Genomic DNA, 19,475 nt, shown 5'->3' with positions numbered 1-19,475 from the left:
CGCCGGGGTGAGTGAGACGACCGAGCTGCCCGATTCCGAAGCCCTTCAGGTCCTCCGGCGGGTGTTCGGGTACGACGCCTTCCGCGGCGAGCAGGCCGACATCATCGATACCGTGGTCGCGGGCGGTGACGCACTGGTGCTGATGCCGACCGGCGGCGGCAAGTCACTGTGCTACCAGATCCCGTCCCTGGTCCGCTCCGGCGTCGGTGTGGTGATCTCGCCGCTGATCGCGCTCATGCAGGACCAGGTCGACGCGCTGACGGCCCTCGGCGTCCGCGCCGGATTCCTGAACTCCACGCAGGACTTCGAGCAGCGGCGAGACGTCGAGCAGGCGTTCCTGGCCGGCGAGCTCGACCTGCTGTACCTGGCGCCCGAGCGGTTGCGGCTCGACGCGACCGTGCGGTTGCTCGACCAGGGCAAGATCGCACTGTTCGCGATCGACGAGGCGCACTGTGTGTCCCAGTGGGGCCACGACTTCCGGCCCGACTACCTGATGCTGTCCGAGCTGCATGAGCGCTGGCCCGACGTACCGCGGATCGCGCTGACCGCGACGGCGACCGAGGCGACGCACCAGGAGATCGCGACCCGGCTGAACCTGTCGGACGCGAAGCATTTCGTTGCGAGCTTCGATCGGCCGAACATCCAGTACCGGATCGTCCCGAAGGACAATCCACAGCGGCAACTGCTCGACCTGCTGCGCAGCGAGCACGCGGGTGACGCCGGGATCGTCTACTGCCTGTCCCGCAACAGTGTCGAGAAGACCGCGGCCTTCCTGACCCAGAACGGGATCGAAGCCGTGCCGTACCACGCCGGTCTGGACAGCCGGACCCGCGCGGCGAACCAGGCGCGGTTTCTCCGCGAGGACGGGCTGGTCGTGGTCGCGACGATCGCGTTCGGGATGGGGATCGACAAACCGGACGTCCGGTTCGTCGCGCATCTCGATCTGCCGAAGTCGGTCGAGGGTTACTACCAGGAGACCGGCCGTGCGGGGCGGGACGGACTGCCGTCGACCGCCTGGCTGGCGTACGGGCTGCAGGACGTCGTGCAGCAGCGGAAGATGATCGACACGTCCGAGGGCGACCTGGCGCATCGGCGGCGGCTGAGCTCGCACCTCGACGCGATGCTCGCGCTGTGCGAGACCGTCCAGTGCCGGCGGTCGCAACTGCTCGCGTACTTCGGTCAGCACGGCGACGCCTGCGGGAACTGCGACACCTGCCTCACGCCGCCGGAGTCCTGGGACGGGACGATCGCGGCGCAGAAGCTGTTGTCGACGGTGTATCGACTGCAGCACGAGCGCGGCCAGAAGTTCGGCGCCGGGCAGCTGATCGACATCCTGCTCGGCAAGGAGACCGAGAAGGTCAAGCAGTTCCGGCACGAGCAGTTGACCGTGTTCGGGATCGGCACCGATCTGAAGGACGCCGAGTGGCGCGGGGTGATCCGGCAGCTGCTCGCGCTGCGACTGCTCGCGGTCGAGGGCGACTACGGCACGCTGGTGCTGACCGAGGAAAGCGGCGAGGTGCTCGGCCGGCGCCGCGAGGTGATGATGCGCCGCGAGCCCGAGCGGACCAGGTCCAGGTCGAGCCGGTCGTCGGGCGGCAAGAAGGCGGCCGCGGACCTTCCGGCCGAGGCAGCGCCGGTGTTCGAACGGCTGCGCGCGTGGCGGGCGGCGGCCGCCAAGGAGCAGGGCGTCCCGGCGTACGTGATCTTCCACGACGCGACGCTGCGGCAGATCGCCACCGACCTGCCGTCGTCACTGGCCGAGCTCGGCACGATCAGCGGGATCGGCGAGAACAAACTGGCCAAGTACGGCGAGGGCGTCCTGGAGGCACTCGCCGCGGAGTGATGTCGAATCGGGCGTCGCCGGTTCGACGCGAAGGCAGGAGGGCAGGGACGAACCCGTGCCCGCGGAGCGAAGGAGAACGCTCATGTCTTCATCTGTGCTGTTGATGTCGATGTCCGTCGATGGCTACATCGCGGCGCCGAACGACGGGCCGGGCAACCCGGGCGGCGACGACTTCATGCGACTGCACGAGTGGTACCAGGGCCCCGACGGTGAGTTCGGTCGTCCGGCGGGTGAGCCCGGTGCCATCTGGGACGAGCTGCACGCGACGGGTGCGCTGCTGGTCGGTCGTCGTACGGCGGAACAGGTCGACTACTACGGCGGCGACCACCACGGCGTACCGATCTTCGTGGTGAGTCACGACCCGGGCCCGGTGAGCTACGACAACGTGTACTTCGTCAACGACATCGAGACCGGGATGGCTCAGGCGAAGGAAGCCGCCGGCGGCAAGGACGTGCTGGTGCACGGTGCGGTGACCGCACAAAGCGCCTTGGCGGCGGGGCTTCTCGACGAACTGCAGATCAGCCAGGTGCCGGTGCTGTTCGGGAGCGGGCTGCGGCTGTTCGACGTCCTGCCACGGCGCGTCGAGCTGGAGATCGTTCGAGTGATCGACACCGCGCAGGCCACCCACATCCGCTACCAGGTGCTGCGCTGAGTCCCCAGCCACGGCCTAGCCGAGTAACGGTTGAAGTGCCTCGGTGAGGTCGTCCATTCGCCGGCCGATGTTCCGGTCGCCGTCGGCGAGGATCAGCGCGATCGAGACCCGCTTGTCCGGGATCACCACCAGCAGGCTGGTGTCGTCGGGTGAGATACCGGCGTGCCCGTAGGCGTCACCGAGGCCGAACTCCCGGGTGAACCGCATCGTCCCGAGGCCGTACTCGCCGTCGCCCGCGGTCATCTGGTCGACCAGGTCGGACGGGATCACGCGGCCGCCGTACAGCTGGTATCCCCACCGGGCGACTGTCGGTGCGTCCGCCGCCGCGCCGTCGTACGCGGCTCCGGAACTCGCGAACGCCCGGCACGGGATGTAACCGTCCGGCGCACCGCAGGCATCATTGGCGTCGCCAACGACCGGCGGCTCGGGCTTCTCGCCGTCCTGGAAGGCCGCGTGCCGCAGCCCTGCCGGGGTGGCCAGGTCGCGGCGGAGAGCGACCGCGAGCGGCTCGCCGGTGACGTTCTCGATCAGCATGCCGAGCAGCGCGTAGCTGGCATTACTGAAGCTGTAGTCGCCGTCCGGTGAACCGATCGTCGACGTGTAGTAGTTCAACGGCTGCGCGAGCGTCCAGTGCTTACCCGGCGCCGCGGCAACCGCCCGGTTCAGCCTTTCGTAGTCGGACTGCTGGAAGTCCTGGATCCCGGACGTCATCGCCAGGTGCTGACGAACGGTCGCGTCGTTCGCGGTCAGCCGGTGCCGGACGTACCTCGAGATCGGCAGGTCCAGGTTGATCTTCCCTTCCTGCGCGAGCCGCAGGACCTCGGCGGCGACGAACGTCTTCGTGATGCTCGAGATGCCCAGGCTGGTGTCCGGGCGCAACGGCGTACCGCGGCTGTCCTCGCCGACGGCGCCCGACCACGTCCAGTGATCGGTGACCACCGCGGCAGTAGCGCCGCTCGCCCCGGACGGACTCTCCGGGAACTTGATGATCTGCGCGAGCGCGGCCTGCAAGGCCTTCGCTCGCGCGGGGTCGAGGTTCTGCGTACCGGGCTCGGGGAAACTGCTGACCGAAGGCGTGCCGGGCGAGGGCACCGGCTCGTTCCCCCCACCAGAGCACCCCACCAACGCAATCACCAGGAGGGCGGTTGCGCTCCACCTCATCTTTCGATGATGCCACCGAATCCGCCGTTGGCTAAGGCGTCCAGCTGACCGTGGTCGCAAGCGTGGCGAAGTCGTGGAGGAGGTGGGAGCGACGGGTGGCGGTCCACGCGAGGCAGACGGAGTTCGGGGCGAGGTTGCCGACGGGGACCGCGACGACGTCTGAGCGCTGGTAGAACGTGGCCACCGAGAGCGGGATGATCGAGACACCGCGGCCGGTCGCGACGTGCTCGAGTTTCTCCTCGACACTCCCCATCGCGGGCACCGGTTTCGCCGTTCCGGTGCGGAGTTCGACCGCGATGTCACGCCACTCCGGTACGGCGTCCGGGTCCTGCAACAGGTGCTCGGCCGCGAGGTCGGTGATGTCGATCGCGGGCTTACCCGCCAACCGGTGATCGGCGGGCAGCATCGCGACCCGTGGCTCCTCGAACAACGGCCGAACCGTGAGGCCCGCTTGATCGATCGGCAACCGAACCACACTGACATCGACCCGGCCGTCCCGCAGTACGTCGACCTGGTCGTTCCACGTCGTCCGGATCAGCTCGACCTCGAGCTCGGGATGCAGCGCGCCGAACGCCCGGACCGCCTCGGTCACGGTGAGCCCTGGCATGAAACCGATCGTGAACGTCTTCGCGCCGCGTGCCGCCCTGGCCACTCGCCGGCGCGTGGCGTCCGCGCCGGCCAGCAACGGCCGGGCGTCGTCGAGCAACTGACGGCCGGCCGCGGTCAACTCGGTACTGCGTTTCGTCCGGACGAACAGCTGCGCGCGCAGTTCGTCCTCGAGGGCGCGGATCTGCCGGGACAGCACCGGCTGCGCGATGTGCAGGCGGTCCGCGGCGCGGCCGAAATGCAGCTCCTCGGCGACGGCGACGAAGTACCGGAGCTTCCGGAGGTCGAGGTCCATAATACCTTCAGGGTATTACAGCGGCCGGAACAGGTCTTGGACGGCCGGGGCCGGGCGGCCGCATCGTGGGACCCGAGATCCCTCCCACGAAAGGCAGTTCCGTGACTCTGCAGGATCAGCGCGTCGTCGTCCTCGGCGGTACGTCGGGTATCGGCCTGGCCACCGCACAACTCGCCGCGGCCGCCGGCGCGACCGTGGTTGTTGCCTCCAGCAACCCCGAATCGGTGCAGCGGGCTCTGGAGACGCTCCCCGGCCCGGCCGCCGGTGAGGCCGTCGACCTCACCGACGTGGCCGCCGTCGCCGCGTTCTTCGACAGGCTCGACGCCTTCGACCATCTCGTGTTCACCGCCGGGGAGGCGTTGACGTTGCTCGAGGTCGGTTCGATGGATCTGGACCGGGCGCGCGCGGCCTTCGAACTGCGGTACTTCGGCGCGCTCGGTGCGGTGAGTGCCGCCGTACCGAAGATCCGTCCGGGCGGTTCGATCGTCCTCACCACCGGCGCCGCCGGGGACCGTCCCGGGCCCGGCTGGTCGGTCGCCGCGAGCATCTGTGGCGCGATGGACTCACTCGTCCGCGCACTCGCCGTCGAACTCGCACCGCTCCGGGTGAACGCGGTCAAGCCCGGCGTCGTCCGTACGCCGCTGTGGCGGGAGGCCGTCGACTACGACGAGACCGCTCGCCACCTCCCGGTCCAACGCGTCGGCGAACCCGAGGACATCGCCGCCGCCTACGTGTACCTGATGAACCAGCCGTACGCGACCGGCTCGATCGTCGGCGTCGACGGCGGGCACGTCCTGGTTTAGGTCGTGTCTGGCAGTCCCGCGCAGTAGGCGGGGAATTGCCAGACACGACCTAAGCCTGGGAGACGTAGAGGCGGTTGCCGTCCGGGTCGTGGAGGCTGAACATCGGAGGGACGCCGGGCCACTCCAGCAGGTCGTCGGTGTCGACGCCGCTGTCGACGAAGTGCTGGTGGGCGGTCTTGGCGTCGGGGCTGCCCATCCGGATGCCGGTGTCGACGCCGGCCGGGATGCCCTCCTTGGCAGGGACCAGGGCGATGCTCCCGGAGGATCCTCCCGAGCCTGCCGGGGCGACGACGATCCAGCGGCCGCCGAACTGCGGCAGCGGCGCGTCCATCAGCAGGTCGAAGCCGAGCTTTTCGGTGTAGAACTCCAGCGCACGGTCCTGGTCGGTCACCGGGACGCCGATGGTCCGGATCTCGCTGATGTGGTTCATCGTGGTGCTCCTTGTCGTGAAGAGGTGCTTTCACTCAGGAGGTAGAAGCCGGCCAGACGTTTTCGACATCATCCGGAAAAGAATTCTGCAGTCCGTAGGCGACCAGGAACTGATCAGGCTCATCAAGTACGGCGACCACCTCGTAGTCGACCGTCAGCCGGCCCAGCGCCGGGTGATTCAGGGACTTCTCGCCGGACACGTGCCGCCGCACTTCCCGGCGGGACCAGCGGGCCGCGAAGTCCGGGCTCTCGCGCAGCAGGTCGTCCACCAGGGTGCGAAAGCCCGGGTCGTCGACGAGGTGCCCGGCGGCGGCGCGCAGGTGCGCCACGGTGTCGTCTGCCACCTCCGGCCAGTTCGGGAAGATCTCCCGGGCGCTCGGGTCGCAGAACACGTAGCGCGCGTTGTTCGGCCGGTCGGCGTGATGACCGGACTCGGGCAACCGGCCGGGGAACAGTCGCGGCGCGTACTCGTTCCAGGCGAGCACGTCACCGATACGCCCGAGGACCAGCGCCGCTGTGGGCGGTTGCAACAGGTCCATCATCCGGAGCGCGGATCGGGACACCTGCTCCGCGGCCACCGGAGTCGGCGCAGCGGCCAGCGCCCGGAGGTGTCGCTCCTCGTCCGGGGTGAGCTGCAGGATCCGGATCAGCGCCGCCAGCACACTGTCCGACGGATGCGCCGCGTTTCCCTGCTCGAGCCGGGCGTAGTACCCGACACTCAGCCCGGCGAGCTCAGCGATCTCCTCGCGCCGCAGACCCGGCGTACGGCGGGGTGGTCCGTCGATCAGGCCCGCGGCGTCCGGGGTCAGGCGCGAGCGACGCTCCCGCAGGAACGCACCGAGCTCGTGCTGCCGCTTCATCTGTTCCTTCCTGACTGCACCTGACAGATGTACCCGGGTTCGCCCGGAACCGCCCACGGTAGTGCCATGCCCGTACGTCGCTCCGCGCTCATCCCCTCTGCACTCTCGTTCTTCCTGGTCACTCTCAACGCGTCCATGACCACCACCGCGCTCCCCTCGATCGGCCGGGATCTGACCGGGGCCGGCCTCTCCTGGGTGCTCACCGGATACTCGCTCGTCTTCGCGATCTGCCTCCTACCCGCCGGTGCCTGGGCCGACCGGATCGGGCCCGCCCGCGCCTTCACGGCCGGCGTCAGTGTGTTCGCGGGGACATCAATCGTTTGCGCACTCGCCCCCGATCTGCGGGTCCTGTTGATCGCCCGAGCGTGCCAGGGTGCCGCGGCCGCCGTCGTACTCCCGGCCGGGCTGTCGATGCTCAACGGCGACACGACCACGCGTGCCCGGGATGTCGGGCGCTGGGCCGCCGCCGGCGCGGTCGCGCTGGTGGTCGGCTCACCTCTCGGCGGCGCTGTCACCTCCGGGCTCGGCTGGCAAGCCTCTTTCTGGCTGAACCTGCCGGTCAGCGTGATCGTCCTCGCCACCGCGGTGGGCCATCGCGAAGCAACCGCCCGAGCCACTACCACCTCCGGCGTGACGACGCTCCTCCGCTCCGCGCCGGTCCTGCTCAGCTCGGCGACCGGCTTCGCCCTGAACTTCGCGTCGTACGGCGCGATCTTCGTCGTCACGTTCCTCCTGCAGCAGCAGCTCGGCCGTTCGGCCTGGACGACCGGCGTGGTGTTCGTCCCGATGACGCTGCTGATCATCCCCGCGAACCTCGCCGCGGGTCAGCTCGGCGCGCGGCTCGGAGTCGGCCGAACGATGCTCCTCGGTCAGGGCCTGATGGCGGTCGGTCTCGTCGGTCTCTGCTTCACCGATACGGCGATCTGGCAACTAACCGGCTGGTTGCTCCCGATCGGCGCCGGCGCCGGACTGGTGGCCCCGACCGCCACCACGTTGATGCTCACCGGCGTACCCACGGACCGCAGCGGCCTCGGCTCCGGACTCCTGAACGCCGCCCGCCAGTTGGGCAGCGGCGCCGCACCGGCGATCTTCGGCGTTCTCCTGGCCGGCGCGGACTTCATGACCGGCTTCCGCATCAGTCTGCTCCTCGCCCTGATCGCCATCACCCTTCCCGCCGTCTTCCGTCCGCGAGTATTGGTCGCATGCGCATGATCTACGAGGACGCGGGCGGTCCCGGTCCGCCGGTCGTCGCGCTGCACGGCACATTCGGCCGCGGCCCGACCTTCGTGCCCCTCGCCCAAGCGCCCGCCCCGGACTCCCGCGTGATCGCGCCGGGCGACGCGATGCTGGATGCACGGAGAAGCCCCGGACCGCCTGTGCGTAGGCGTCCGGGGCTTCTTCGAGCGGGCTGTTACTTCGCGACGACCCGCAGGCTGAACTCGGCCTCGCCGTCACCGGTCGACCGGGTCACGATGCCGGCCGAGCGGAGCGCGGCCAGGTCCTTGTTGTCGGCGAGCCGCTCGCTGACCGCACTGGCGGCCTCGAAGTCGACGTAACCGATCATCACCGCACCCTTGGTGTCGGGCAGCGCCTGCTTGAAGTTCTCGGTACCACCGAGGTTGCCGCCCTTCAGCACCTGCTCGGCGTACTCCTTGCTGGTCGAGACGACGAACGTGTCGTCGTCCTTCGCGGTTTCGATCGGGATGTTCTCCGACGACCGCTCCCGCAGCAGCGTGGTCAGCTTCTGCACCACCGGCTCGGCCTTCGCCGGGTCGGTCTCCATCCGGGCCGCGATCTTCGGACCGTCCGCGGTGTCCTTGTCGATCCCGACCGCGAGGTTCTTGCCGGCCAGGCTCTTCAGGTCGTCCGGCAGGGTCAGCCCGGTCTCCTCGGTGATCCGGTCGAGCATCGGCTTCAGGTTCTCGCCGCCGGCCTTCTGCACCTGCTGCCACATCGTGTCGATCAGGCTGTCGCCACCGGAGATCGCGATCGCACCGGCCGTACTGTCCGGCAGCTTCGAGATCAGGTCACCGGCGTCGGCCGAGTTCACCTTGATGCTCTTGTCGCCGTGACCGATGCCCTTCAGCTCGACGTACGACGAGTCGAACCGCAGCGCGATCGCACTGCTCGCGTCACCCAGACCGGCCAGCTGGCCGGAGTCGACGCGGCCGGTCATCGACGCGATCGCCTTCATGTCCGCCCACGCGGACACGAAACCCTGCTCGCCGAGCTTGTCCATGTCCGCGCTGAACTTGGCGTTCTTGCTCAGCGGGCTGTCCTTCGCCGCGGCGACGGCCGAGTCGACGGTCGCCTGGTCCTCGGCGACCAGCAGGTAACCGTTGCTGAACGCGCGGCCGGGCTTGTCCCGCTCGTTCGCGAGCAGCTTGTCCATGCCCTTGTTCGCGGCGTCCTGGTTCTTCACCTCGACCGCGATCACCGGCGTCGGACTCTTCTTGCCGTCGGCCGACGGCAGCAGGGCCGCCCCGGCCCGGTCGCCGAGCCACGGCTTGATGTCCTTGTCGAAGTCGACGTCGGCCAGGTCGTCACCGGCGGACTTCTTGATCTGCTCGAACAGCTTCTGCTTCAGGTCGTCCTTCTCGCCGGTGAGACCGAGCTGGTCCTTCACCGACGGGAACTTCATCAGGAAGCGGATCGCGTTGACCTTCTGGCCGGCCGACGGGTTCAGGTCCACCCGGGCGTACCCGACCGCGGTACCGGGCAGCACGTCGGCGGGCTGCTTACCGCCACTGAGCTTGCCGTAGGCAAAGATTCCGCCGCCGGCCACGACCAGCACCATCGCCAGCGCGGCGACGATCGGGATCAGCTTGCCGCGCTTCTTCTTCGGCTCCGGCTGCCACTGCTGCGGCGCGCCGAACCCCGGCCCCTGCGGCGGCTGTCCACCACCGACGTGCAGCTGCTCGTACGAAGACTGTCCGGCCTGTCCAGCCTGCCCGTACTGCGGCCCACCCTGCGGCTGTCCGCCGTACTGGGGACCACCGTGCTGGGGACCATCGTGCTGAGGCCCGCCCTGTTGAGGACCACCGTACTGCGGGCCGCCGTACTGGGCACCGCCGTGCTGGGCACCACCGTGCTGGGGCGCACCCTGCTGCTGGCCGCCGTACTGCTGGCCCTGCTGTGGGTGCCTCGGCTGCTGCTGTGGGTAACGCTGCTGGCCCTGCTGGGGCCACTGGTTCTGGCCCGGGTTCTGGTTCTGGTTCTGGTTCTGGTTCTGGGGCGGACCGTACTGCGGCTGCGGACCGCCGGCACCTGGGTACTGCGGCGGTCGGTTCTGGTCGGACATATGCTCCCTCGCTGGCTCCGGTGGCCTCACCAACCGGACCTGCAAGGCTAATGGACCGGCGGTGCAGACTCCGACGCACCAGGTTGCGAAGTGGTTGCAACCGGCGGGTCGGCCCGCCAGGTCGTGGCCGCGATGACAGCGCACGCCAGCGCGGCGCCGACCAGCCAGGCAATCAACGGGGTCCAGGTGTGCAGCTCGAGCGGCGCGGGGACGAGATCACCCGGGTGCGCCGCCTGCAGCCGCGGCTTCAGCGGGTCGTGCCCGAGCAGCATGCCGACACCCCAGCAGACACCGGACCCGAGGCAGGCGCCGAGGGCAACGATCGCCACCGACCACGGACCGTAGTTCCGCAGCCACCAGAACAGCGCCGCCCCGAGCACCATCGCGGCGACGAACCCGATCGCGGTGAACGTCCCGTCCGGCCCGAAGATCCGGGTCATCTGCTCCTCGCCGAGCGCGCCACCCTGCTCGTCCACGGTGTACTTCGCCAGCGGCGAGAACTGCTGCCACGCCCAGCCGGCCACCACCCCGGCGGCCAGGAACACCACCACGGTCACCAGCACCGCCTTCGCCCACGGCATCGCCGGCTCGGCGGCCGGCGGCGCCCCGAACGGGTTGCTCGACGGCGGCGCTCCGTACGGCGAGGCCCCGTACGACGGCGACTGCGGGGAAGGCTGGGAGGACTGCGGTTGACTCACGTCGACAGTGTGACGCATCGGATCCAGCGCCGGTCAGCTGGCCAGGCAGGACGGGCCGAGGAGCGCCTTCAGGTCGGCCATCAGCGCCGAGGTCGGCGTCACCCGGAACCGGTCGCCGATCCGCATCACCGTGGTCTTCTGCCGCGCCTGGAGCCGGAGCTGGACCTCGGTCATCCCCGGGTGGGACTGCAGCACGTCGCGCAGCTGGTCGACGACCGGCTGCGTGCAGCGGGTCACCGGCATCGTGATCACCACCGGGCCGCTCGGCCCCTCGGTCAGGTCCGGCACCACGACCTCGTCGCCGCTCAGCTCGAGCCGGTCCTCACGACGGCGGACCCGGCCCTTCATCAGGATGATCGCGTCGTTGCTGAGCAGGTGCGCGTGCAGCTGGTACGCCGAGGAGAACATCATCACCTCGATCGAACCTTCGAGGTCCTCGATGGTGACGATCGCGTAGATGTCGCCGCGCTTGTTCACCTTCCGCTGCACGGCGGTGACCAGGCCGCCGATCGTCACCCGGCTGCCGTCCGGACGGTCCTCGTCCGCGAGCAGCTGACCGATCGTGCAGTCCGAACCGTTGGTGAGCACGTGCTCGACACCGAACAGCGGGTGGTCGGACACGTAGAGCCCCAGCATGTCGCGCTCGTGCGCGAGCTTGGTCGCCTTGTCCCACTCCTCGATCTCGGGAACGGTGACGGTGAGCCGGCTGTTGCCCTCACCCTCGTCGGCGTCGTCGTCGCCCATCGAGAACAGGTCGAACTGGCCGTGCGCCTCGTTCCGCTTGAGGTCGATCGCCTCGTCGACGGCCTGCTCGTGCACCGCGACGATCGCGCGCCGGGCGTGGTTCATCGAGTCGAACGAGCCGGCCTTGGCCAGCGACTCGATCACGCGCTTGTTGCAGACCGGCAGCGACACCTTGTCGATGAAGTCGACGAAGTCGCCGAACCGGCCCTTCTCCTCACGAGCCGCGACGATCTCGGCGACCACGTTCACGCCGACGTTGCGGATCGCGGACAGGCCGAAGCGGATGTCGGTGCCGACCGGGGTGAAGTTCGAGTCCGACTCGTTGACGTCCGGCGGGAGCACCTTGATGCCCATCCGGCGGCACTCGTTCAGATAGATGGCCATCTTGTCCTTGTCGTCCTTCACCGACGTCAGGACGGCGGCCATGTACTCCGCCGGGTAGTTGGCCTTCATGTAGGCGGTCCAGTACGAGACCAGCCCGTACGCCGCGGAGTGCGCCTTGTTGAACGCGTAGTCGGAGAACGGCAGCAGGATGTCCCAGAGCGCCTTGATGGACTCCTCGGAGTACCCGTTCGCCTTCATGCCCTCGGAGAAGCCGACGTACTCCGCGTCGAGCACCTCGCGCTTCTTCTTGCCCATCGCGCGGCGGAGCAGATCCGCCTTGCCGAGCGAGTAGCCGGCCAGGCGCTGGGCGATCTCCATCACCTGCTCCTGGTAGACGATCAGGCCGTAGGTGATGCCGAGGACCGGCTCGAGCGCCTCGGCGAGCTCGGGGTGCGGGTAGCTGATCTCCTGCTGGCCGTTCTTGCGGAGCGCGTAGTTGGTGTGGCTGTTCGCTCCCATCGGGCCCGGCCGGTACAGCGCCGTACTCGCGGAGATGTCCTCGAAGTTGTCCGGCTTCATCAGCCGCAGCAGCGCCCGCATCGGCCCGCCGTCGAACTGGAACACGCCGAGCGTGTCGCCGCGCGCGAGCAGGTCGTAGGTCGGCTTGTCGTCGAGGTCCTTGCTCAGTTTGTCCAGGTCGATCGTGATGCCGTGCGCGGCCTCGATGTTCTTGACCGCGTCGTCCATGATCGTCAGGTTGCGCAGACCCAGGAAGTCCATCTTGACCAGGCCGAGCGTCTCGCAGCTCGGGTAGTCGAACTGGGTGATGACCTGGCCGTCCTGGTCGCGGCGCATGATCGGGATCAGGTCGATCAGCGGCTCGCTGGACATGATCACACCGGCGGCGTGCACACCCCACTGGCGCTTCAGGTTCTCCAGGCCGCGTGCGGTGTCGACGATCTTGCGGACGTCCTGGTCGGACTCGTACAGCCCGCGGAACTCGCCGGCCTCGGAGTACCGCTTGTGCGAGGGGTCGAAGATGCCGGACAGCGGGACGTCCTTGCCCATCACCGCGGGCGGCATCGCCTTGGTGATCCGGTCGCCCATCGCGAACGGGTAGTCCAGCACCCGGCCGGCGTCCTTGATCGCCTGCTTCGCCTTGATCGTGCCGTAGGTCACGATCATCGCGACCCGGTCGTCGCCGTACTTCTCGGTGACGTAACGGATCACCTCGGGGCGGCGGCGGTCGTCGAAGTCGATGTCGAAGTCTGGCATCGACATCCGCTCCGGATTCAGGAAGCGCTCGAAGAACAGACCGTGCAGGAGTGGGTCGAGGTCGGTGATCTTCATCGCGTACGCGCACATCGAACCGGCACCGGAGCCACGGCCCGGACCGACCCGGATGCCGTTCGCCTTGGCCCAGTTGATGAAGTCGGCGACCACCAGGAAGTACCCGGCGTACCCCTTCGAGACGATGACCTCGATCTCGTAGTCGGTGCGCTTGCGGACGTCGTCGGGGATCCCGGCCGGGTAGCGGTGGTGCAGACCGGTCTCGACCTCGGCGACGAACCAGGACTCCTCGTTGTGCCCCTCCGGGCAGGGGAAGCGCGGCATGAACCGGCCCTCGCCCTCGGTGAACCCGACGTCGCACTGCTCCGCGATCAGCAGCGTGTTGTCACACGCCTCCGGGAACTCCTTCCAGACCTCGCGCATCTCGGCCGCGGTCTTCACGTAGAACTCGTTCGCGTCGAACTTGAAACGGTTCGGGTCCGAGAGCGTGGAGCCGGACTGCACGCACAGCAGCGCGGCGTGCGAGGTGGCGTCCTCGGGCTTGGTGTAGTGCAGGTCGTTGGTGGCGACCAGCGGCAGGTCGAGCTCCTTGGCCAGCTTCAGCAGATCCTTCTGGATGTCCCGCTCGATACCGAGGCCGTGGTCCATCAGCTCGCAGTAGAAGTTCTCCTTGCCGAAGATGTCGCGGAACTCCGCGGCGGCCTCGACGGCCTGCTTGTACTGCCCCAGGCGGAGCCGGGTCTGCACCTCACCGGAGGGGCAGCCGGTGGTCGCGATCAGGCCCTTGCCGTAGGTGTTCAGCAGCTCGCGGTCCATCCGGGGCTTGAAGTAGTAGCCCTCGAGGCTGGCCAGCGAGCTCATCCGGAACAGGTTGTGCATGCCCGAGGTGTTCTTCGCCAGCAGCGTCATGTGTGTGTAGGCACCGGAGCCGGAGACGTCGTCGCGGCCGGAGTTCGCGTCACCCCACTTGACCCGCTTGCGCTCCGAGCGGTGGGTGTGCGGCGTCAGGTACGCCTCGACGCCGATGATCGGCTTGACGTCGTACTTCTTCGCGGTCTTCCAGAACTCGTAGGCACCGAACACGTACCCGTGGTCGGTGGTCGCGATCGCCGGCTGGCCCATCTCCTGGGCGGTCTTGAACAACTCGTCGATCCGCGCGGCGCCGTCCAGCATCGAGTACTCGGTGTGCACATGCAGGTGGACGAAGCTGTCACTGGACGCCATGTCGACGCAGACCTCCGAGGGCGTGAACGAGGTGGACCGACACAGCGTATGCGGCGCCGTGGACAGTTCTGAATCGGCTCACCGCGCGCGGGCCGCGGCGCCCGCTATCCGGTCGTGGACCAGACCAGGAGCACACCAGTTCACCCGCGATCACCCGAGGCCACCCACGCGCAATGGCGGGGCCTGGCGCCCGGGGTCCGGGGGCGCCGGCCCCGCCGGCAATTGCCTGCGCTGGAGATCCAGGCGGCACGGTCGCGAACGGAGGGATTCCGCGACCCGTTGTGGTACACAACGTAAAGACGAGCATGCCGGGATCCGCACCGGTGCACATCGGGACGGCTACGGATCCGGGTACGGATCTCGCTACGGATCTTCGGCCCGGCGGTCTGCGGGCGACTTACAGGGTCCTACGCAGGCGGGTGGTCGGCGACCCAGCGGGCGACCTGACTGCGGGACGTGAAGCCGAGCTTGCCGAGGATGTGTTCGACATGCGTCTCGGCGGTCCGCCGGGACACCGTCAGGCGGGCGCCGATCTCGCGATTGCTCAGGCCCTCCCCGATCAGAACGGCGACCTCGTACTCACGGGGCGTCAGCCCTCGCCCGTCAGCACCGGTCCCGCTCCGGTCGCGTCGGTCGTCCTCCCCCATCGCCAGCGCGATGGTCTGGTCGAAGGTGTACGCCGCGCCCTGCGCGAACGCGGCGCCGAACGCGGCGTCACCGATCGCGTCCTGGATCCGCCGCCGGGTCAGGTCGTCGAGTCCGCTGTACGGCGTCGTCTCCTTGACGACGACTCCGCTCCGCCACACCGCCCGGGCCGCACCCATCAACAGCGCGGCGCGCTCGTCCGGCACCGCCGACCCGGCGCACCAGGACAGCGCCTGAACGCAGAAGCCGATCCCGGTACGGTCGTTCAGCGGCCGCAACACCTTGATCGCGTCCCGGAAGTACCGGTTCGCGACCTCGAACTCGTCGTGGTCGCGCCACTGCACGATCCCGGCGACCAACCGCGCGTACGCCGTCGACTGGACGGCTCCCCGCGACTCGGCCAGCTCCGACGCCTGCCGGCTGAAGTCCTCGACCCGCGGGTCGCCCAGAAAGAAGGTCGCCAGCGCCAGCTGCAACAGGCAGTTGAACTCACCGTGCCGGTCTCCGACCGCCCGAAACCAGGTCAACCCTCGCTCCAGTTCCCCGACCGCGACGTCGAGCCGGCCCTCGTACACCATCGCGCTGCCCGAGACCTGCGCGACCCCGGCCCGGAGCCGATCGTCGTCGTACCGCTCGGCGAGCTCCGTGCACTCCACCATCCAGCGCGCGAGCAGGTCGGCCTCACCCAGGAACATCGCGAGCTGGCAGCCGGCCAACAGGCCGAACGCCCGGTTCGGTGTCGGCTCCGGCGCGGCGGCGATCGCGCGGGTGAGGTAGCGCAGGCCTTCGTGCAGCAGACCGGCGTACCAGAAGGTCCAGATCGGGGCCGCGAGCTCCAGCGCGACCGGCTCTTCTCCCGGTTCCGCCAGGCAGAAATCGATCGCCGTCCGGAGGTTGTGGTGCTCACGCCGCGTGCGCAGGAACAAATCGCTCTGTTGCGGCCCGAAGGAGTCGGTCGCCCACCGGGCCGCCAGTGACCGGTAGTAGTCACGGTGCCGGAACTGGTACGCGCGGGTCTGCTCACCCAGCCGCGTCGCGCCGAACTGGGAGATCGTCACGAGCATGTCGAAACCGGCGACCGCCGGGGTGGCGCCTGCCGCGGTGCGGGTGACGATGGACTTGTCCACCAGGCCGGCGACCAGGCCCAGTACGTCGTCGCGCTCGATGCCGTCCCCGGAGCAGACCGCTTCCGCACCGTCCAGGTCGAAGCCTCCGGAGAACACCGACAGACGCTGCCAGAGCAGCCGTTCGGCGGGCGAACACAGGTCGTAGCTCCAGCCGATCGCCGCCTCCAACGCCTTGGGATGGGACGGATCCAGCTGCCGGTTGCCCAGCAAGAGCCGGAACCGGTCCGACAGCCGCTCCAGAATCTGCGGCAGCGTCAGCGTCCGCGTCCACACCGCCGCGAGTTCGAGCGCCAGCGGTACGCCGTCCAGCAGCCGGCACACCTCGACGGCTTGCGCCCGGTTGGAGTCGTCGAGCACGAACTCCGGCACGACCGCCCGGACCCGATCGGTGAAAAGCATCAGCGCTTCGTTCTGATCGGTCTGCGGCCGCTGCATCTCGACCGGCGGCGTCGGCAACGGCCGTACCGGCAGGACCTGCTCGCCCTCGACACCGAGGACGTGCCGGCTGGTCGCCAGGACCCGCAGCCGCGGCGCCGCCGCGAGCAGCTTGCTCACCAGGACTGCGCAGGCCTCCACCACGTGCTCGCAGTTGTCGAGCACCAGCAGCAGGTCCTTGTCCTCCAGGAACTCGGCGAGTTCACCCTCCGGACTGGTCGAGACCTGGATCAGCTCGAACACCTCGGCCAGCGTCGGGCCGAGCAAAGCCGGGTCCCGCAACGAGCCCAACCCGACGAACCAGACGCCGTCGTCGAACGTCCGCCGTACCTCGGCCGCCATCCGCACCGCCAGCCGGGTCTTGCCGACGCCGGCGACGCCGGTCAGCGTGAGCATGCGGCTGTTCGAGAGCAAGCGCCTCGTGTCCGCGAGTTCCTGCCTGCGCCCGACAAAGCTCGTCACCTCCGCCGGCAGCCGCGCACCTGCCGCCCCGGCGCGCCGAGATCCCTGCATGTCCTCAGCCTAGGCCGGAAACCCCGCTACTGGGTGTCGACGAGGAGGTCGAGGGCGTGGTCGAGGTCGGCCGGGTACTCCGAGGTGAACTCGACGTACTCGCCGGTGCCCGGATGGGTGAAGCCGAGGCGCATGGCGTGCAGCCATTGACGGGTCAGGCCGAGACGCTCGGCGAGGACCGGGTCGGCGCCGTACGTGAGGTCACCGCAGCACGGGTGACCGATCGCGGACATGTGCACCCGGATCTGGTGGGTGCGGCCGGTCTCGAGGGTGATCTCCAGCAGCGTCGCGTACCGGAACGCCTCGAGGGTCTCGTAGTGCGTCACACTCGGCTTGCCGCCGGCCACCACGCCGAACTTGTAGTCGTGGTGCGGGTGCCGGTCGATCGGCGCGTCCACGGTGCCGGTGAACGGGTCGGGATGCCCCTGCACCAGCGCGTGGTAGATCTTGCGCACCGTGCGCTCCTTGAAGGCGCGCTTCAGCACGGTGTAGGCGTACTCCGTCTTCGCGACCACCATCAAACCCGACGTACCGACGTCCAGGCGGTGCACGATCCCCTTGCGCTCGGCCGCGCCGCTGGTGGAGATGGTGAACCCGGCCCCGGCCAGATGCCCGATCACGGTCGGCCCGGTCCACCCGGGCGACGGGTGCGCGGCGACGCCGACCGGTTTGTCGACGACCACGATCTCGTCGTCGTCGTACACGATCCGCAGGTTGTCCACGGTCTCCGGTACGACGGTCACCTCGGACGGCGGCGGTGGCAGCTCGACATCGAGCAGCACGCCGGCCGCGACCCGCGACGACTTCGGCGCCGGGACCCCGTCCACCTGGACCAGCCCGGACTCGATCAGCTCGGCCGCCTTGGTCCGGGAGACCCCGAACAGCCGCGACAACGCCGCGTCCAACCGCTCCCCCGCCAGACCGTCCGGCACCATCACGGTCCGTGAGCTCACTGGCGCTGCTCCCGGGTCCCGTCCAGCTTGACGCCGCGCAGCGTCTGGATCACCAGCAGGATCGCGGCCGAGGTCACGGCCATGTCCGCGACGTTGAAGATCGCCCAGTGCGGGGTCTGCAGGAAGTCGACCACGTGCCCGTGGAACGGCGACGGCTCGCGGAAGATCCGGTCCAGGATGTTGCCGACCGCGCCGCCGAACAGCAGCCCGAACGCCACCGACCACCCGGCCGACCCGAGCCGCCGGGACAGGTAGATGACACCGATCGCCACGATGATCTGGACCGCGCTGATGTACGGCGTGTAACCGGCGCCGAGGCTGAACGCGGCGCCCGAATTCCGGATCAGGTTGAACTTCAGCAGCGAACCGACGACGTTCACCGGCTCACCCGGGGTCAGGTGGGCCAGCGCCAGCGCCTTGGTCAGCTGGTCCAGGAACAGCACCACCAGTCCGACGCCGCCGAACAGTGCGGTCCACTTCCAGGACCGGCTGGCCGGGGGCGCCGGGGACGACGGAGAACCGGCCGACATGTCGTCGACCGGTTCCGGGGTGGCTGTGTCGCCCGCCTCGGGAGACGGGGCGGGGTCGTTCAGCGGCGTTCCTGGCGTTCTTTGCATGAGACACACAGTGTCGCACGCGGGAACGCCTGCAGCCGACCCTTGCCGATCGGGTTGCCGCAGCTCTCGCAGACGCCGTACGTGCCGTCGTCGATCCGGGACAGCGCGAACTCGATCTGGTTCAGCATGTCCCGCGCGTTGTTCGCCAGCGACAGCTCGTGGTAGCGCTCCAGGGTGGTGGAGCCGACGTCCGCCTGGTCGTTGCCGGCACCGTCGCTCCCGTCCCGGAACAGGCCCGCGATCTCCTGCTCGGCGTCGCGGATCTCCTCCTTGAGGTGCTCGACCTCACCTTCCAGTTCCGTGCGCAGCTCGGCGAGCTCGGCAGCGGTCCACGGATCCTCGCCCGGCTTCACCTTGAAGGTCTCGGCCGTGTGGGCCGCGGACTTGGCCGGCGCCGTCGCCGGAGTCCTGTTCTCGTTCGTCTTCATGCCCACCCTCTTCGTCGGAGCTTGCTTGGCAGGGGTCTTCTTGGCCGGAGCCTTCTTGGCCGCGGTGGTCCCAGTGGTGCCAGTGGTCTCGGTACCGGCTGTGGACTTCTTCACCGCGGAGGTCTTCTTGGCCGGCGTGGTCTTCGCCGGGCTTTTCCGGGTCGCGGTCTTCTGGACCGGCTCGGACTTCTTGGCGGCACTCTTCGTGGCGGCACTCTTCTTCTTGGCCGCGGCGGAGCGTTGGGGGGCGGACTTCCTGGGTGCCGATGTAGCCATGATCAGCTACCCCCTGCCTTCGTCGGAGACTGAAGCGGACTGGTCGCAAGACAGTAGGCCAGGTACCCCCGGCGTACCAGTCCGACGCGCAGACCGTGGACATACGGTAGTCGGTTCTTCAAGTCCGCTCGATGTTCTGCGCGTCACAACCGCATTGCGGACATCACTGTCCGTAACAATCCCCAGGTCAGTCGGACGGCCGCCCGTACCGCAGCAGAATTCTCATCGCCGATACCTCGCTTGACCACTGG

Annotated in this window: 15 protein-coding genes; 4 read left to right on the top strand and 11 right to left on the bottom strand. The window is 68.8% G+C overall.

The genetic code is table 11. The features are described 5' to 3' along the window. Nucleotides 1-7 precede the first annotated feature (7 nt). Both recQ and ACFYRH_RS13155 read left to right on the top strand, forming a co-directional pair. Nucleotides 8-1,843 carry a DNA helicase RecQ gene (gene recQ, locus ACFYRH_RS13160; protein WP_387772922.1) on the top strand — a complete coding sequence of 612 codons (1,836 nt, stop codon included), beginning with the start codon at nucleotides 8-10 and terminating at the stop codon, nucleotides 1,841-1,843. A gap of 82 nt (nucleotides 1,844-1,925) precedes the next feature. Continuing rightward, nucleotides 1,926-2,495 (top strand): dihydrofolate reductase family protein, encoded by a 570-nt coding sequence (locus ACFYRH_RS13155; RefSeq protein WP_387772919.1) that lies wholly within the window; start codon nucleotides 1,926-1,928, stop codon nucleotides 2,493-2,495. A 15-nt stretch (nucleotides 2,496-2,510) separates the two neighbouring features. Here ACFYRH_RS13155 and ACFYRH_RS13150 read toward each other — a convergent pair whose 3' ends face one another. Continuing rightward, nucleotides 2,511-3,587 carry a serine hydrolase domain-containing protein gene (locus ACFYRH_RS13150; protein ID WP_387772916.1) on the bottom strand — a complete coding sequence of 359 codons (1,077 nt, stop codon included), beginning with the start codon at nucleotides 3,585-3,587 and terminating at the stop codon, nucleotides 2,511-2,513. A gap of 100 nt (nucleotides 3,588-3,687) precedes the next feature. Further along, nucleotides 3,688-4,557, bottom strand: a complete 870-nt coding sequence (locus tag ACFYRH_RS13145) for a LysR family transcriptional regulator (protein ID WP_387772913.1) — start codon at nucleotides 4,555-4,557, stop codon at nucleotides 3,688-3,690. 101 nt (nucleotides 4,558-4,658) lie between these two features. Here ACFYRH_RS13145 and ACFYRH_RS13140 point away from each other — a divergent pair, with 101 nt between their 5' ends. Then, on the top strand, nucleotides 4,659-5,360 hold the full coding sequence (locus ACFYRH_RS13140) for an SDR family oxidoreductase (RefSeq protein WP_387772910.1): 702 nt from the start codon (nucleotides 4,659-4,661) through the stop codon (nucleotides 5,358-5,360). Nucleotides 5,361-5,409: 49 nt separating this feature from the next. Here the strand turns inward: ACFYRH_RS13140 and ACFYRH_RS13135 are convergent, their stop codons facing one another. Both ACFYRH_RS13135 and ACFYRH_RS13130 read right to left on the bottom strand, forming a co-directional pair. Further along, on the bottom strand, nucleotides 5,410-5,790 hold the full coding sequence (locus ACFYRH_RS13135; protein WP_387772907.1) for a VOC family protein: 381 nt from the start codon (nucleotides 5,788-5,790) through the stop codon (nucleotides 5,410-5,412). A 34-nt stretch (nucleotides 5,791-5,824) separates the two neighbouring features. Continuing rightward, nucleotides 5,825-6,649, bottom strand: a complete 825-nt coding sequence (locus tag ACFYRH_RS13130; RefSeq protein ID WP_387772904.1) for a helix-turn-helix transcriptional regulator — start codon at nucleotides 6,647-6,649, stop codon at nucleotides 5,825-5,827. 66 nt (nucleotides 6,650-6,715) lie between these two features. Here ACFYRH_RS13130 and ACFYRH_RS13125 point away from each other — a divergent pair, with 66 nt between their 5' ends. Then, on the top strand, nucleotides 6,716-7,861 hold the full coding sequence (locus ACFYRH_RS13125; protein WP_387772901.1) for an MFS transporter: 1,146 nt from the start codon (nucleotides 6,716-6,718) through the stop codon (nucleotides 7,859-7,861). A 199-nt stretch (nucleotides 7,862-8,060) separates the two neighbouring features. Here ACFYRH_RS13125 and ACFYRH_RS13120 read toward each other — a convergent pair whose 3' ends face one another. From ACFYRH_RS13120 to ACFYRH_RS13090, 7 genes are all read right to left on the bottom strand, one after another. Then, a complete protein-coding gene (locus tag ACFYRH_RS13120; protein ID WP_387772898.1) occupies nucleotides 8,061-9,950 on the bottom strand; it encodes a DUF3352 domain-containing protein in 1,890 nt (629 codons plus the stop codon). A gap of 47 nt (nucleotides 9,951-9,997) precedes the next feature. After that, the gene (locus ACFYRH_RS13115) at nucleotides 9,998-10,648 is read right to left on the bottom strand and encodes a hypothetical protein (protein WP_387772895.1); all 651 of its coding nucleotides are present in this window, start codon (nucleotides 10,646-10,648) and stop codon (nucleotides 9,998-10,000) included. 33 nt (nucleotides 10,649-10,681) lie between these two features. Beyond that, complete coding sequence (dnaE, locus tag ACFYRH_RS13110; protein ID WP_387772892.1) at nucleotides 10,682-14,230, bottom strand: DNA polymerase III subunit alpha; 3,549 nt, start codon at nucleotides 14,228-14,230, stop codon at nucleotides 10,682-10,684. A 407-nt stretch (nucleotides 14,231-14,637) separates the two neighbouring features. Then, nucleotides 14,638-16,950: an ATP-binding protein gene (locus tag ACFYRH_RS13105; protein ID WP_387772889.1), complete on the bottom strand. Its 2,313-nt coding sequence runs from the start codon at nucleotides 16,948-16,950 to the stop codon at nucleotides 14,638-14,640. A 26-nt stretch (nucleotides 16,951-16,976) separates the two neighbouring features. Further along, nucleotides 16,977-17,885 carry an RluA family pseudouridine synthase gene (locus ACFYRH_RS13100; RefSeq protein WP_387775260.1) on the bottom strand — a complete coding sequence of 303 codons (909 nt, stop codon included), beginning with the start codon at nucleotides 17,883-17,885 and terminating at the stop codon, nucleotides 16,977-16,979. 14 nt (nucleotides 17,886-17,899) lie between these two features. Beyond that, nucleotides 17,900-18,520, bottom strand: a complete 621-nt coding sequence (lspA, locus tag ACFYRH_RS13095; protein ID WP_387772886.1) for a signal peptidase II — start codon at nucleotides 18,518-18,520, stop codon at nucleotides 17,900-17,902. After that, nucleotides 18,493-19,224 (bottom strand): TraR/DksA family transcriptional regulator, encoded by a 732-nt coding sequence (locus ACFYRH_RS13090; protein WP_387772883.1) that lies wholly within the window; start codon nucleotides 19,222-19,224, stop codon nucleotides 18,493-18,495. Before ACFYRH_RS13090 ends, lspA begins: the two co-directional genes overlap by 28 nt. Between the last annotated feature and the right edge of the window lie 251 nt (nucleotides 19,225-19,475).

Source organism: Kribbella sp. NPDC004875 (assembly GCF_042873375.1).
Lineage (GTDB): Bacteria > Actinomycetota > Actinomycetes > Propionibacteriales > Kribbellaceae > Kribbella.
Note: the sequence above shows the minus strand (reverse complement) of the source record. Positions and strands in the feature narration are given on the sequence as shown.

Coding starts and splice junctions, on each gene's coding strand:
- ACFYRH_RS13125 (WP_387772901.1), top strand. CDS start 6,716: ATGCCCGTACGTCGCTCCGCGCTCATCCCCTCTGCACTCTCGTTCTTC.
- ACFYRH_RS13100 (WP_387775260.1), bottom strand. CDS start 17,885: ATGGTGCCGGACGGTCTGGCGGGGGAGCGGTTGGACGCGGCGTTGTCG.
- lspA (WP_387772886.1), bottom strand. CDS start 18,520: ATGCAAAGAACGCCAGGAACGCCGCTGAACGACCCCGCCCCGTCTCCC.
- ACFYRH_RS13145 (WP_387772913.1), bottom strand. CDS start 4,557: ATGGACCTCGACCTCCGGAAGCTCCGGTACTTCGTCGCCGTCGCCGAG.
- ACFYRH_RS13105 (WP_387772889.1), bottom strand. CDS start 16,950: ATGCAGGGATCTCGGCGCGCCGGGGCGGCAGGTGCGCGGCTGCCGGCG.
- ACFYRH_RS13155 (WP_387772919.1), top strand. CDS start 1,926: ATGTCTTCATCTGTGCTGTTGATGTCGATGTCCGTCGATGGCTACATC.
- ACFYRH_RS13090 (WP_387772883.1), bottom strand. CDS start 19,224: ATGGCTACATCGGCACCCAGGAAGTCCGCCCCCCAACGCTCCGCCGCG.
- ACFYRH_RS13120 (WP_387772898.1), bottom strand. CDS start 9,950: ATGTCCGACCAGAACCGACCGCCGCAGTACCCAGGTGCCGGCGGTCCG.
- ACFYRH_RS13130 (WP_387772904.1), bottom strand. CDS start 6,649: ATGAAGCGGCAGCACGAGCTCGGTGCGTTCCTGCGGGAGCGTCGCTCG.
- dnaE (WP_387772892.1), bottom strand. CDS start 14,230: ATGGCGTCCAGTGACAGCTTCGTCCACCTGCATGTGCACACCGAGTAC.
- ACFYRH_RS13135 (WP_387772907.1), bottom strand. CDS start 5,790: ATGAACCACATCAGCGAGATCCGGACCATCGGCGTCCCGGTGACCGAC.